The sequence below is a fragment of the Nocardiopsis camelliae genome (assembly GCF_028993595.1).
Taxonomy (GTDB): domain Bacteria; phylum Actinomycetota; class Actinomycetes; order Streptosporangiales; family Streptosporangiaceae; genus Nocardiopsis; species Nocardiopsis dassonvillei.
Genome location: NZ_CP118614.1, coordinates 2,007,598 through 2,021,612 on the forward strand (window position 1 = coordinate 2,007,598; position 14,015 = coordinate 2,021,612).

At 72.5% G+C, this 14,015-nt stretch carries 11 protein-coding genes; 1 reads left to right on the forward strand and 10 read right to left on the reverse strand.

The genetic code is table 11. The features are described 5' to 3' along the window. Nucleotides 1-68: 68 nt before the first annotated feature. Nucleotides 69-1,460, forward strand: a complete 1,392-nt coding sequence (locus tag PV789_RS08870) for an LCP family protein (protein WP_274976954.1) — start codon at nucleotides 69-71, stop codon at nucleotides 1,458-1,460. Nucleotides 1,461-1,881: 421 nt separating this feature from the next. On the opposite strand, the gene PV789_RS08875 is transcribed toward PV789_RS08870, so the two are convergent. The 10 genes from PV789_RS08875 to PV789_RS08920 all read right to left on the reverse strand — a co-directional run bounded on the left by PV789_RS08875 (nucleotide 1,882) and on the right by PV789_RS08920 (nucleotide 13,829). After that, a complete protein-coding gene (locus PV789_RS08875) occupies nucleotides 1,882-2,607 on the reverse strand; it encodes a DUF4191 domain-containing protein (protein WP_274976955.1) in 726 nt (241 codons plus the stop codon). A gap of 215 nt (nucleotides 2,608-2,822) precedes the next feature. Further along, nucleotides 2,823-3,776: a lipoyl synthase gene (lipA, locus tag PV789_RS08880; RefSeq protein ID WP_047867607.1), complete on the reverse strand. Its 954-nt coding sequence runs from the start codon at nucleotides 3,774-3,776 to the stop codon at nucleotides 2,823-2,825. Nucleotides 3,777-3,869: 93 nt separating this feature from the next. Beyond that, entirely contained in the window at nucleotides 3,870-4,574 is a 705-nt protein-coding gene (lipB, locus tag PV789_RS08885; RefSeq protein ID WP_274976956.1) for a lipoyl(octanoyl) transferase LipB, read from the reverse strand. A gap of 10 nt (nucleotides 4,575-4,584) precedes the next feature. After that, entirely contained in the window at nucleotides 4,585-5,511 is a 927-nt protein-coding gene (locus PV789_RS08890) for a TIGR01777 family oxidoreductase (RefSeq protein ID WP_274978098.1), read from the reverse strand. 397 nt (nucleotides 5,512-5,908) lie between these two features. Next, the gene (locus PV789_RS08895) at nucleotides 5,909-6,475 is read right to left on the reverse strand and encodes an NADPH-dependent FMN reductase (protein ID WP_274976957.1); all 567 of its coding nucleotides are present in this window, start codon (nucleotides 6,473-6,475) and stop codon (nucleotides 5,909-5,911) included. A gap of 249 nt (nucleotides 6,476-6,724) precedes the next feature. Further along, nucleotides 6,725-8,509: a 2-oxoglutarate dehydrogenase, E2 component, dihydrolipoamide succinyltransferase gene (gene sucB, locus PV789_RS08900; RefSeq protein WP_302475389.1), complete on the reverse strand. Its 1,785-nt coding sequence runs from the start codon at nucleotides 8,507-8,509 to the stop codon at nucleotides 6,725-6,727. Between the two features lie 103 nt (nucleotides 8,510-8,612). Continuing rightward, nucleotides 8,613-9,989 (reverse strand): dihydrolipoyl dehydrogenase, encoded by a 1,377-nt coding sequence (gene lpdA, locus PV789_RS08905; protein ID WP_274976958.1) that lies wholly within the window; start codon nucleotides 9,987-9,989, stop codon nucleotides 8,613-8,615. 138 nt (nucleotides 9,990-10,127) lie between these two features. Next, a complete protein-coding gene (locus PV789_RS08910) occupies nucleotides 10,128-11,627 on the reverse strand; it encodes a leucyl aminopeptidase (RefSeq protein WP_274976959.1) in 1,500 nt (499 codons plus the stop codon). Nucleotides 11,628-11,970: 343 nt separating this feature from the next. Beyond that, nucleotides 11,971-12,729 (reverse strand): adenosylcobinamide-GDP ribazoletransferase, encoded by a 759-nt coding sequence (locus PV789_RS08915; protein WP_274978100.1) that lies wholly within the window; start codon nucleotides 12,727-12,729, stop codon nucleotides 11,971-11,973. Between the two features lie 104 nt (nucleotides 12,730-12,833). Further along, nucleotides 12,834-13,829 (reverse strand): bifunctional adenosylcobinamide kinase/adenosylcobinamide-phosphate guanylyltransferase, encoded by a 996-nt coding sequence (locus PV789_RS08920; RefSeq protein ID WP_274978101.1) that lies wholly within the window; start codon nucleotides 13,827-13,829, stop codon nucleotides 12,834-12,836. Between the last annotated feature and the right edge of the window lie 186 nt (nucleotides 13,830-14,015).

A 14,015-nucleotide genomic window follows, 5' to 3' on the forward strand; every position in this document is an offset into this window, starting at 1 on the left:
CTTGTCCCATACCGAATCGCAGGTGCCCTTTGGCTCCCAGAAACGCGTCCTCAGCCCTGGCGGGGAAGATGAGTGCCGGCCAGTGGGTGGCGTGCGGGGCGACCGGCCTGCTCATCGCGGCCAGTCTCACCGTGTACGCGGGCTACCGCGACGTCCTCAGCATCGCCACCGAGGAGGTCAACACCGACGCCTGGGGTGACCGTCCGGCCCAGGCGGAGGGCATCCACAACATCCTGCTGCTGGCCACCGACCAGCGCGCGGAGGAGAACGCCGAGTACAGCGTGGCCAACGGCGTCCGCCCCGACGTGCTCGTCGTGGTGAGCATCAACGTGGACGAGGGCGGGGTGACGATGGTCAACATGCCCCGCGACCTGATGGTCCCGATGCCCGACTGCCCGGCCAACGGCGAGAACCCCGGGGTGACGGCGGGCACGGTGGACCAGCTCAACCACGCCATGACCTACGGCGGGATGGACTGCCAGGGCAACACGGTGGAGACGATCACCGACATCCACCTCGACCACATGGTGATGGTCGACTTCGCGGGCTTCCAGGACATCGTCCAGTCCATCGGCGGCATCGAGATGTGCGTCCCCGAGCCGATCGACGACCCCAAGGCCCACCTCACGCTCGACGCAGGCATGCAGACCCTCAACGGCGAGCAGGCGCTGGGCCTGGCCCGCTCCCGGGCCAGCACGGAGCAGGGCAGCGACCTCAACCGGATCGAGAACCAGCAGCGCATGATGGGCGCCATCCTGCGCAAGGTCACCAGCGGCGAGATCATGTCCAGCCCCGCCACGCTCTACGACTTCATGGGCTCGGTCACCGACAGCCTGGTGACCGACGACGGGTTCACCGTGGACAAGATGACCGAGTTGGCCATCTCCATGCGCGAGGTCGACCTGGGCCGGATGCGGATGGTCACCGCCCCGGTCCTCGAAGCCCCGACCAACAGGAACAAGCTGGTGCTCAACGAGGGCCCCGCCCAGGAGCTGTTCACCGCGATCGCCTCCGGCGACGCCCTGCCCGAGGAGGAGGGCGGCGACGGCGGAGGCGAGGGCTCGGAGGAGGCCGCGGAGCCCGCCGTCGAGCCCGCGGACGTGTCCGTGCGGGTGCTCAACGGCACGGGCATCACCGGCCTGGCCAGCCAGGTCGGGACACTGCTCACCGAGCAGGGGTTCAACGTCACCGGTGAGGGCGACCCGGTCGAGCGGACCCCCGCCGTCACCACGATCTACCACGGCCCCGACCAGAGCGCGCAGGCCGAGGAACTGGCCTCGGCGCTCAGCGTCGCCCAGCTGGAGGAGGTCCCCGACTTCGGCCCGGAGCTGGAGCTGGTGATGGGCGCGCAGGACTGGGACGGCCTGGCCGTGAGCGGAGGCGGCTCCGGCGGCGGGGGCGACGCCCTGGCCGGTCTGGGCGCCACCAGCGCCGCCGAGGACGAGGTCAGCTGCGAGTAGCCCTCAAGGGTGCTCCAGGGCCCCGCAGGCACCGCACGGTGTCGGCGGGGCCTTCGCCTTGCGGGCGGGTCCTCGTGGCTCCCACGGGACTCACACGTCTTCGGTGGGCTGGCCGGAACAGTCGCCGGTGCGTTCTCGGTGATCTTGTACTTATAGTGAGGCTCGACGGTCGAAACTCGCTATAAGTACAAGGTCATCGCAGTCCAGGGCCCTTGCGGCACACCAGCAACGGTTCCGGCCAGTACACATCCGCCGCCTACACGCCGCCGTCCCGTCCTCCCCCGGGCGCCGCGCCGGAGCGCTGAGGACCCCGCACCGGGGCGCGGCACGAGGGGCACCGGACGCGCCCGGGCACGCGCGAGGGGGCCGCCGCACCCGACGGTGCGACGGCCCCCTCGTCCGACTGCGGCCCCGGTCGGGGTCAACCGCCCATCTGGCCGCGCATGCCCCGGGGCATCTTGGCGTTCTTGGGCATGGGCCCCTTGGGCATCTGCATCTTGGCGGGCAGCGCCTTGAGCCGGTAGTTCAGCTCGGCGGTCCCGGCCTTGTCCAGGTTGCGCGGGAGCCTGACCAGCGTGCGCTGGAGCTTGGAGACCGGCACTTGGTCCTCGCCGTTGCCCACCTTGAAGTCGTAGATGGGCGTGTCGTAGGCGACGCGGGCCACGCGCTTCTTCTCACCGGCGATCAGCGGCTTGAGGCGGCCGGGGTCGCCCTCGCCGACCAGGATCACGCCGGGGCGTCCCACCACGCGGTGCACGACGTCCATCTGCTTGTTGGCCGCCACACCCGGCTCGACCACCCAGTTGCCGCGCATGTTGTCCAGGATCGCCATGCCCGCGCCCAGGCGTCCGTCCAGCATCTTGTACTGCACGCGCTGCGCGGAGCGGGTGAAGATGATGAACCCCACCAGGAAGGCGACCGGCAGGCCGGTCAGCGGCCACAGGATCCACGACCCGGTCCAGATGCCGATGCCGACGAACACCGCGAGGATGACCAACGCCGCCGTGACCGCGAGCGGGATGCTGCGCGGACTCTGCTGGTGGACGACCTTGGCGACCATGCCGATCTGCTTGAGACGGCCCGGCTGCTTCTCGGCACCGTCCTTGCCTTGGGCCGTGTTCTGTGAACCCCTGGGCTTTTTCGCCATCGTGCTCTCAGGCAGCTCGCGCCGACGCCGGATCGGCGGGGAAGGAGATCCCTCGGCTGCCTTGCCTCCTCTTCGCGGTCGTCGTGGGTGCGGCGCCTCGCGGCGCCACCGACGGGCGCCTGTCCACATCAGGATATGTGCGGGTGCCCGTAACTGAGGAACGGTGGCCAGCGGGCCACCGTTCCAGCTTGGTCACGACTCGGGTGGAAAGTCCGTTACGCGTTGTTCGCCAGGGCGGCGTTCTCGGCGTCCCGCTTCTCCCGGGCCTGCTTGTACAGGCGGCCCGCGCGGTAGGAGGAGCGCACCAGCGGCCCGGACATGACACCGGCGAAGCCGATCTCCTCGGCCTCCCGGCCCAGCTCCACGAATTCCTCCGGCTTGACCCACCGGTCGATCGGGTGGTGCAGCTTGGAGGGGCGCAGGTACTGGGTGATGGTCAGCAGGTCGCACCCGGCCTCGTGCAGGTCGCGCATGGCCTCGCTGATCTCCTCACGGGTCTCGCCCATGCCCAGGATCAGGTTCGACTTGGTGACCAGGTTGTCCGCGCGCGCCTCGGTGATCACCTTGAGGGAGCGCTCGTAGCGGAAACCCGGACGGATGCGCTTGAAGATCCGCGGCACCGTCTCGACGTTGTGCGCCAGCACCTCCGGACGCGAGCCGAACACCTCGGCCAACTGGTCGGGGTCGGCGTTGAAGTCGGGGATCAGCAGCTCCACGCCCGTGCCCGGGTTGAGCTCGTGGATCTTGCGGACCGTCTCGGCGTACAGCCAGGCGCCGCCGTCCTCCAGGTCGTCACGGGCCACACCGGTGATGGTGGCGTAGCGCAGGCCCATGGTCTTGACCGAGTTGGCGACCTTGGTCGGCTCCATGCGGTCCAGGGCGGTGGGCTTGCCGGTGGCGATGTTGCAGAAGTCGCAGCGCCGCGTGCACTGGTCGCCGCCGATGAGGAAGGTCGCCTCGCGGTCCTCCCAGCACTCGTAGATGTTGGGGCACCCGGCCTCCTGGCAGACCGTGTGCAGGCCCTCGCTCTTGACCAGGGAGTGGAGCTCGGTGTACTCGGGCCCCATGTGCGCCTTGATCTTGATCCACGGCGGCTTCTTCTCGATGGGGGTCTCGCTGTTGCGCGCCTCCACGCGCAGCAGCCTGCGGCCCTCAGGAGCGATGGTCAACGTGAACCCGTTCCCTTCTGTGCCCCGTGCCGGGGACCCTTCCCCTCGTGGGGGCTCGGCGTCCCCGCGGGGACTGGATCATGGTGTGGTGTGTCATCCACGCGCGGTGGCGCCGGAGAGCAGGTCCGCGCCGTCGGTGTGGCGGTACTCCCGCGCGCCGAGCAGGTCCGCCAGGTGGCGTTCCATCCGGGGCCGCGCGTCGGCCACGGACACGTCGCGCCCCAGTTCGGCGGAGAGCGAGGTGACCCCGGCGTCGGTGATTCCGCACGGGACGATCCGGTCGTACCACGACATGTCATTGTTGCAGTTCAACGCGAGCCCGTGCATCCCGACCCCGCGGGCGATCCGGCAGCCGATGGCGGCCACCTTGCGCTCGATGAGGCCGCGCTCGGGGTCGGCGGCCAGCCACACCCCGGTGCGCCCCTCCACCCGGGTGCCGGTCAGGCCGTATTCCGCGACGGTGCGGATGATGGCCTCCTCCAGCATCCGGACGTAGGCGATCACGTCGACGGGGTCCGGCAGCCGGACGATGGGGTACACCGTCAGCTGGCCGGGGCCGTGCCAGGTGATCTTGCCGCCCCGGTCGATGTCCACCACGGGCGCCCCGGGGTCGGTGATGGGACGATCCCACCTCCCGGTGCGCTTTCCGGCGGTGTACACGGGCTCGTGTTCCAGCAACAGGACGGTGTCGGGCACCTCATCGGCGACGCGACTCTCGTGGAGCCGCTTCTGGAGATCCCAGCCCTGGTGGTAAGGGACGGGAGCGTCGCCCAGCCATGCGTAAACGAGATCACTCACACATCCAACCTTACGCCCCGGTGGACTGTGCGGGTCTGGCCAGGATGTCGGATAGCGCACTGTCCACGGTGGGCAGCGCGAAGGAATAACCGGCCTTCGTGAGGCGTTCGGGCTCGGCCCTCATGTCGATCAGCGCGGTTTCCTCGGCGAAGTCCCCCAGCAGCGCGCGCATCGCCACCGCGGGGACCGGCAGGACGGCGGGGCGCCGCAGAGCGCGGCCCAGAGCCCTGGTGAACTCGGCGTTGGTCACCGGCTCGGGCGCGCACATGTTCACCGGCCCGGTGATCTCGGGGTGCTCCAGCAGGAACCGCACGGCCCCGATCTGGTCGCGCATGGCGATCCAGCTCATGTACTGGCGCCCCGACCCCAGGCGGCCGCCCAGCCCCGCCCGGTACAGCGGCAGCAGTGTGCCCAGCATCCCGCCCGAGCGGTCGAGCACCACCGAGGTGCGCATGTGCGCCACCGACAGGCCCGCCTCCTCGGCCGGGGCGGTGGCCTCCTCCCAGTCCCGGCAGACCCCGGCCAGGAAGCCGGTGCCCGGCGGGGAGGCCTCGGTGGCCGCGCGCCCGCCGGTGTCGCCGTAGAAGTGCATCCCCGACGCGCTCAGCAGGCGCGGGGGAGGCGAGGACATCCCCGCCAGGGCCTGGCACAGGGTGCGGGTGCCGCGCACGCGGCTGCGCCGGATGAGGGTGCGCCGGTGCCGCGTCCACAGGGCCGGGCCGACCGGCGCCCCGGCCAGGTGCACCACGGCGTCGGCCTCGTGCAGGGCCACCGTGTCCACCCGTCCCTGTTCGGGGCGCCACTCCGCCTCCTCCACGTCCGGGTGGTGCCGCCCCCGCGGCAGGTGGCGCACCATGCGCACCACCGTGTGCCCGTCGCCGAGCAGGGACGCCTCCAGCGCCCTGCCGATGAGACCCGTCGCACCCGTGATAGCCACTCGCATGGTCCTGGGTCTACCCGAAGGAGGGCGGTCCTCGCGCGTGAAGACACACCAAACGGACGACGGAGGACACCCGCCCGGTTTTTCTTCGGCTTTTTCCTCGAAAGAGCTGCGCGAGGGGCCCTCGGTCTTCTAGTTTGAACGTGGGACAGGAACTCCGCGTCAACGCGGAGCTACTGTGGGCGACGCGCTGTCGGGCTGACTGCCGCGTCCCCGACCACAGACCTTTGATGATGGGGATCATCAGGGGATGGTGATTGGTGGGGTAGAAAGACGGGGCGGTGCCGAGAGGCGCCGCCCCGTCCACTTTCCCGCCGCGGGCTCCGCGCCGCCCCCGAGGAGGCGCGGGCCGCGGGTGCCTGAGGGGTCCGCGGGCCCCTCAGCCGGTCAGCCCTTAACCGGGGTAGGGGCGCCGCTCCCGGGCCTCGCGCAGGGCCAGCGCCCACCACGCCAGCTGGCGCAGCATCCGCTCCACGGCTGCCTCCGCGGAGGACATGTCCACCACCGGGGTCCCGTCCGGGCCGAACATCGTCTGCGCGTTGTGCAGGCTGACCGTGTCGCGGATCGTGGCGGTGTGCAGCTCCGAGAAGACCGACCGCAGCTGCTCGATCGCCCGCAGGCCGCCGGACATCCCGCCGTAGGAGACGAAGCCCACCGCCTTGCCGAACCACTCCCGGCGCGCGGCGTCGATGGCGCTCTTCAGCTCGCCCGGGTAGCCGTGGTTGTACTCCGGGGTCAGCACGACGTACCCGTCGGCCGCCTCCACCGTGCGCGCCGACTCCGGGGCCATCGGGCCGCCGTGGCCGTCCTGCGGGCTGATGTCCTCCACGTCGAGGAAGTCGAACGCCACGGTGGCGTCCGGGTACTTCCGGGCCCGGTCCACGAACCAGCGGGAGACGGCGGGTCCGGTGCGGCCCCGGCGGTTTCCGCCGAGGATGACCGCGATCCGAAGGTTGTCCATGTGGGTCCTTGCTTCTTTGGTGCCGTCTCGGCCCACACGTGAGCGGGCACGTCGGGCGGGCACGCGCGGACCGGCTCAGGGAGCCGCGCGGCGCACCGTCGGTTCTTAGGGGACGGGTCAACGCTAGGACCTCAACAGGTCTTGAGGTCAAATCGGACAACACATTCCCCGATAAAGGACGCGCCGGGCCGGGTGCCGACGTGCGGCACCCGGCCCGGCGGGTGGTGAGGGGGCCTTCGCGGCCCGGGCCTACAGGCCCAGGTCGTCCTCGAAGGCGCCCTCCTCCAGACGCGCCTTCACGCTCTGGAGGAAGCGTCCGGCGTCGGCGCTGTCGATCAGGCGGTGGTCGTGGGCCAGCGACAGGTACACCATCGAGCGGACCGCGATCACCTCGTCGCCCATGGCGGTGTCCTCGACCACGACGGGGCGCTTGACGACCGCGCCGGTGCCCAGGATGGCCACCTGCGGCTGGTTGATGATCGGCGTGCCGAACAGCGCGCCGGTGCAGCCGGTCTCGGTGATGGTGAACGTGCCGCCGCCCAGCTCGTCCGGGCCGAGCTGGCCGGTGTGGGCGCGCTCGGTCAGGTCCTTGAGCCTGCGCGCCAGCTCACCCAGGCCCAGCTTGCCCGCGTCCTTGACCACGGGGGCCAGCAGACCGCGCTCGGTGTCCACCGAGACGCCGAGGTTCTCCACGTCGTGGTAGGTCACCTCCTGCTTGTCGCTGTCGACCACGGCGTTGAGCTTGGGGTGGGAGCGCAGGGCCTCCACCGCGGCCAGCGCGAAGAACGGGAAGAAGTCCAGCCGCACGTCCTCGCGCTCGGCGAAGCGCTCGGCGGAGTGCTCGCGCAGGCGGGCGATCTTGGTGACGTCCACCTCGATGACCTGCGTGGTCGTGGCCGAGACGTGCAGCGACTCCACCATCCGGTCCGCGATGGACAGGCGCAGGCGGGTGAGCTTCTCGGTACGGCCGCGCAGGGAGGTGTCGGTGGCGCCCTTGCGCGGGGCCGAGGACGGTGCGGGGGCGGCGGCGCGCGCGGCGTCGGCCTTCTGCTCCTCGGCGGCCTTGAGCACGTCCTGCTTGCGGACGCGGCCGCCCACGCCGGTGCCCTTGACGCGGCTGAGGTTCACGCCGTGCTCGGAGGCGAGCTTGCGCACCAGCGGGGTCACGTACGCCTCGGTACCGGCGTCGGTGCCCGAGGCGCGGCCGGTGCCGCTGAGGGTGCCGATGTCCACGGACGGGCTCTCGCCGTCCTTGTCCCGGTCCGCGGCGGGCTCGGCCTCGGGCTCCGGGGCCGGGGCGGCGGGCTCGGCGGGCTCCGGCTTCGGCTCGGCCTTGGGCTCGGCCTCGGCCGGGGCGGCGCCCTCGGAGACGGCCGGGGGCTCGTCCCCGGTGCCGCCGATGACGGCGATCTCCGCGCCGATCTCCACGGTCTCGTCCTCGTCGACGAGGATCTTGGTGAGTACGCCCGCGACGGGTGAGGGAATCTCGGTGTCCACCTTGTCGGTGGAGACCTCCAGGAGCGGTTCGTCCACCTCGACGGTGTCGCCCACGCTCTTGAGCCACTGGGTGACGGTGCCCTCGGTGACGCTCTCACCCAGGGCGGGCATGGTCACCGACGTGGTCGGGCCCTGCTCGGAGGACGAGGCCTGCGCGTCGGACCCGGCCTGGGGCTCGGGGGCGGGCTCCGGCTCGGGCTCCCCGGCGGCCTCCTCCTCGGGCTTCTCGGTCTCCTCGGGCTCCTGCGCGGACTCCTCGGCGGCGGGCTCGGCGCCGCCCTCGTCGTCGGCGCTCTCGCCCTCACCGCCGATGACGGCGATCTCCGCGCCGATCTCCACGGTCTCGTCCTCGTCGACGAGGATCTTGGTGAGTACGCCCGCGACGGGTGAGGGAATCTCGGTGTCCACCTTGTCGGTGGAGACCTCCAGGAGCGGTTCGTCCACCTCGACGGTGTCGCCCACGTTCTTCAGCCACTGGGTGACGGTGCCCTCGGTGACGCTCTCACCCAGGGCGGGCATGGAAACGGAAGTCGGCATGGGTTTCCTCGTTGGATCTGGGCGCGGTCTCTGCCCAACCCCTTGATGGGCAGCGCGGATGTGTGCGGGGGCGGGCCCTTGCGGCCCGCCCCCGGTGGTGCGGTCAGTCGTGGACGTGCAGCGGCTTGCCCGCCAGCGCGAGGTGCGCCTCGCCCAGCGCCTCGGACTGGCTCGGGTGCGGGTGGATCAGCTGGGCCACCTCGGAGGGCAGGGCCTCCCAGTTGTAGATCAGCTGCCCCTCGGCGATCAGCTCGCCGACGCGGCTGCCGACCATGTGGACGCCCAGTACGGGGCCGTCCTTCTCGGCGATGACCTTCACCGCGCCCTGCGTCTGCAGGATCTGGCTCTTGCCGTTGCCCGCGAGGCTGTAGTTCATCTCCACGACGTCGTGTCCGCGCTCCTTGGCGACCTTGGTGGTCAGGCCCACGGACGCGACCTCGGGCTCGCAGTAGGTGACGCGGGGGACGCCGTCGTAGTCGATCGCGGGCGGGTTCTGCCCGGCGATGTGCTCGGCGACGAAGATGCCCTCGGCGAAGCCGACGTGGGCGAGCTGGAGGGTGGGGATGAGGTCGCCCACGGCGTAGACGTCGCCCACGCCGGTGTGCAGGTTCTCGTCCACCTGGACGAAGCCGCGGTCCAGGGTGATGCCCTGCTCCTCGTAGCCCAGGCCCTCCGAGACCGGCCCGCGGCCGATGGCCACCAGCAGGACCTCGGCCTCCAGGGTCTTGCCGCCCTTGAGGGTGACGGTCACGCCGGAGTCGGTGGTCTTGACCGACTCGAACGGAGTGCCCAGCTCGTACTTGATCTTGCGCTTGCGGAAGGCGCGCTCCAGCAGCTTGGAGCTGGACTCCTCCTCCACCGGTACCAGGTGCGGCAGGGCCTCGACGATGGTGACGTCGGCGCCGTAGGAGCGCCACACGCTGGCGAACTCCACGCCGATCACGCCGCCGCCCAGGACGATGACCGACTCGGGCACGCGGTCCAGGTCGAGGGCCTGGTCGCTGGTCATGACCTTCTCGCCGTCGATGTCCAGCCCCAGGGTCTTGGGCTTGGAACCGGTGGCCAGCAGGATGTTGCGGCCCTTGTAGACGGCGCCGTCGACGGTGACCTCGTCCTTGCCGGTGAGCTTGCCCTCGCCCTCGACGACGGTGATCTTGCGCGACTTGACCAGGCCGGTCAGGCCCTTGAACAGGCCGCCGATCACCTTGTCCTTGTAGGTGTGCACGGCCTGGATGTCGATGCCCTCGAACGTGGCCTTGACCCCGAAGTTCTCGCTCTCCTTGGCGGAGTCGGCGACCTCGGCCGAGTGCAGCAGGGCCTTGGTGGGGATGCAGCCGCGGTGCAGGCAGGTGCCGCCGAGCTTGTCTTTCTCGATCAGGACGACGCTCATGTCCAGCTCCGCGGCGCGCAGTGCCGCCGCGTAGCCGCCGCTGCCGCCGCCAAGGACGACGAGGTCGAAGGTGCCGCCGCTCTCACTCACGGGAACGAACTCCTTGTTGTGGCTGGTGATGGGTGGTGGTCGCGGCCGTGCCCCGCGCGGGCGGAGGGAGGGTGTGCGCGGCCGCGGTGGCCGGGAGGGGCGGCGTTCCGGCTCGGGAGGCCGCCCCCTGGGCGGGTGCTATCCGGCGTACTCCTCGGCGATGCGGACCAGGGTGCGGGTGCCCGCGCCGGTGCCGCCCTTCGGGGTGTAGCCGTGCGGACCGCCCTGGTTGAAGGACGGTCCGGCGATGTCGAGGTGCGCCCACGTGACGCCCTCCTCGACGAACTCCTTGAGGAAGACGCCCGCGGAGAGCATGCCGCCCCAGCGCTCGCCCGCCACGTTGGCGATGTCGGCGACCGCGGAGTCCAGGCCCGCGCGCAGCTCCTCGGGCAGGGGCATCGGCCAGGAGGCCTCGCCCGCCTCGGCGGCCGCGGCGACGATCCGGTCGCGAGCCTCGTCGTCGTTGGACATGACCGCGAACACCCGGGTGCCGAGCGCGACCAGCTGGGCGCCGGTCAGGGTGGCGATGTCCACGATCAGGTCGGGCTCGTCCTCCTGCGCCCGCACGATGGCGTCGGCCATGACCAGGCGGCCCTCGGCGTCGGTGTTGAGCACCTCGACGGTCTTGCCGCCGTAGATGGTCAGCACGTCGGAGGGGCGCTGGGCGGTGCCGCTGGGCATGTTCTCGGCCACGGCGAGGTAGCCGACCACGTTGACCCGCAGGTTCAGGGCGGCGATGGCACGCATGGCGGCCAGCACGGAGGCGGCGCCCGCCATGTCGGACTTCATCCAGTCCATCGAGCCCGCGGGCTTGAGGGACAGGCCGCCGGAGTCGAACGTGATGCCCTTGCCGACGAAGGCGACGGTCCTGGTGGCCTCGGGGTGGCTGTGGGCCAGGCGGACCAGGCGGGGCGGGTTGGCCGAGCCCTGGCCGACGCCGGTCAGGCCGCCGTAGCCGCCCTCGGACAGGGCGGCCTCGTCCAGGACCTCGACGCGCAGGCCGGACTGCTGGGCGATCTCCTGGGCGGTGGCGGCCAGGTCCTCGGGCACCAGATCGGCCGGTGCGGTGTTGACCAGGTCGCGGGTGAGGTTGACGGCCTCGGCCAGGACGGCGGCGCGCTCGGCGGCCTCCCCGGCGTCCCCGGCGGAGCTGGCCAGGACCAGCTCGGCGGCGGGCTTGTCCTTGGCGGCGGTGCGGTACCGGTCGAAGCCGTAGGCGCCGAGGCGGGCTCCGAGGGCGACGGCTCCGGCCTCGGCGGCGGTCCCGGCGGGCAGGGCCAGGACGACGCGGCCCGCGCCCTCGGCGCGCGAGGTCAGCGAGCGCAGCGCGGCGCCGGCGGCGCGGGACAGGACGTCGGGGTCGACGGGGCCCTCGGCGGGCGCCGGGCCGAGACCGACCGCGACGACAACCGGGGCCTTGACGGCTCCGAGGGAGGCAAGGGTGTGCACCTCCTCGGGGGCGCCGCTCGCTCCCAGGAGCGACAGGGTCTGGGCGAGGCCGCCGGAGAAGGCGGCATCGACGTCATGAGCGCCCGACGCGGGCTCCGGAGCGTCGCCTCCGGAGTGGTAACCGACGACAACCGCGTCGGCGTCGAGCGAACTGGGGGACTCCGTATTTACTGACAACGACGTGCTCACGTCCCCGATGCTAGTCGCCCCGCGCGCCCGGCGGGGACGCGGCGCCCCGGGTCCGCGGGGGCCCTGACGCGGCGCTGCGGGGGACCGTGCGAGTCGGGGGTGTGCGGGGTCGGCTCCGGCCCGCGCGCGCGGCGAGGGTGCCTCTGGCCGCCGGTGAAGGGTGTCGTGGGCCGTCTCCGGGGCGGACTCCGCGTTCCCGTCTGCGAGAACCGTGAAACCTGTGTGAAAAAATGTGATGATCACGACATCGGGCACCCCCGAGCCGGTTACCGATTGGTAGGAAACCGCCTGGTGGGACGCCCCGAGGCCCGCCGACCGGGGCCGTGAATCCCCGTTCCGGTCCTCACAGCCGGGCCGCGGCCGCCGCGGCCACCACCAGCGCCGTCGTCACCGCCGTCTCCGACAGCGCGCCCAGCACGTCGCCCGTGACGCCGCCCAGCCGCCGCACCGTCCGGCGCAGCACGAGGCCCGCCGCCAGCAGCCCCGCCGCGGCGGCGAGCGCGCAGGCCAGCGCGAACTCCGGCGCGTGCGCCCAGCCCGCCAGGCACACCAGCGCCACGGGGACGGCGGCCAGCAGCGCACCCCGAAGGCGCACGGTCCCCGCCACGAACGCCCCCAGCCCCTCGGGCCGCGCCGGGGGCACGCTCGGAGTGCACGCCAGAGTCACCGCCAGCCGCCCGGCGGCCCCGGCCACCGCCGCGCCCGTCAGAGCCGCCACGGCCGAGGCCTGCGCCAGCTGGCCCAGGGCCAGGGCCTGCGCGGCGAGCACGACCACCAGGGTGATGACGCCGAACGGGCCGATGTCGGACCGGCGCATCACCTCCAGGGCGCCCTCGGCCGGGCGCGCGCTGCCCAGTCCGTCGGCCAGGTCGGCCAGCCCGTCCAGGTGCAGTCCCCGCGTCAGCAGCGCCCCCAGACCGACGGCCAGCACCGCGGCCAGGGCGGCGGACAGGCCGACCGCCGTCCCGAGCACGGCCGCGGCGCCGGTGAGGCCGCCCAGGAGCGCGCCCAGCACGGGCGCCCACACCATCGCCCACCCGGCCACCCGGCGGTCCAGCCGTCCGGCGCGCACCGGGAACACGGTGAACGTCCCCAGCGCCATCCGGACCCCCGCGACCGCGTCCGAGGCCCGGGAGGGGCCGGAGGAGCCGCCCGGGGCGGGTCCGTCCGGCGCGGGGTCCTCCGCGGGGGGACCGGCGGCAGCGCTCACGGCAGCTCCAGGACGCGGCCCGCGGTCACCAGCACCACGTCCTCGGACTCGGCGCCCACCCACTGGTTCAACCGGCCCAGGTGGTCGCGGAACAGCCCCCCGGAGCGGGTCGCGGGCACCACGCCCGAGCCCACCTCGTTGGTGACCGCCACGACGTAGGCCTGGGTGGAACGCCAGGCCTCCAGCAGCCCGTGGACCGCCGCCTCCACCTCGTCCTCCGCGTCGGGCGGGGGGCTGTCCCCCCACAGCCCGGCCCCGTCCATCACCCGGGTCAGCCAGGTGCCCAGGCAGTCCACCAGGACCGCGCCCCGTGCGCCCTTCAGCAGCGCGGCCAGGTCGGTGGTCTGCTCGGTGCGCCACCACCAGGGGCGGCGCCGCACGTGCCGGGCCACCCGGTCGGCCCAGTCGGGGTCCGCGACCGGGTCGGGCTCCGGGCCGGTCGCCGCGTACAGCACCTTCGGCTCCGCCATCAGGCGCAGCTCCGCCTCGGTGGACTTGCCCGAGCGCGCGCCCCCGGTCACCAGGGTCCGGTGCGGCCCGCGCGGCCGCGACTCCGGCCACACCGCCGGAGGGCACGACAGGACCTGCCCGTCGTTCGGTACCAGGGCGCCCCACAGCCGGGCCCGGCGGGCAAACTCCTCCGGTGAGCGGACGCGGTGGTCGCCGCCGACCGCGACGACGGCCGTGGTCACCCCGATCACCCCGGAGCGGCGCAGCTCGCCGATGACCTCCGGGCGCTGCGCGGCGTCCACGACGACCATGTCCACCTGCTGGTCGGGGCGGACGGAGGAGTAGCCGGAGGAGCCCTCGGCGCGCGCCTCCGCCGGGGGCACGCCGGGCAGGGGCCCCGGGCCCGTGCGCGCGTACATCAGCCTGCCCCCGTCCGGGCCCTCGACCAGGACGCCGTCGGGGGTCGGGCTCACCGAGTACCCCGGCGGCACCGGGCCGACCACCCCCGCCTCGCGGACGCGGAAGCGGTCGTCCACCGTCACGCGCAGCGGCAGGCGGCGCTCGGCGAGGGCCTTTTTGCAGGAGGCGCAGGTGCACTGGGGGGCGGGCCACCCCGAGTGCCCGGCAGTCCCGAGAAATCGGATACGCACCGAAAAAGTAAACAGCATCCTCCGCCAAGGCTTGGTTAAGCTCGGGCCAGGATCACGGTGACCGGCGCTGTGACCTCC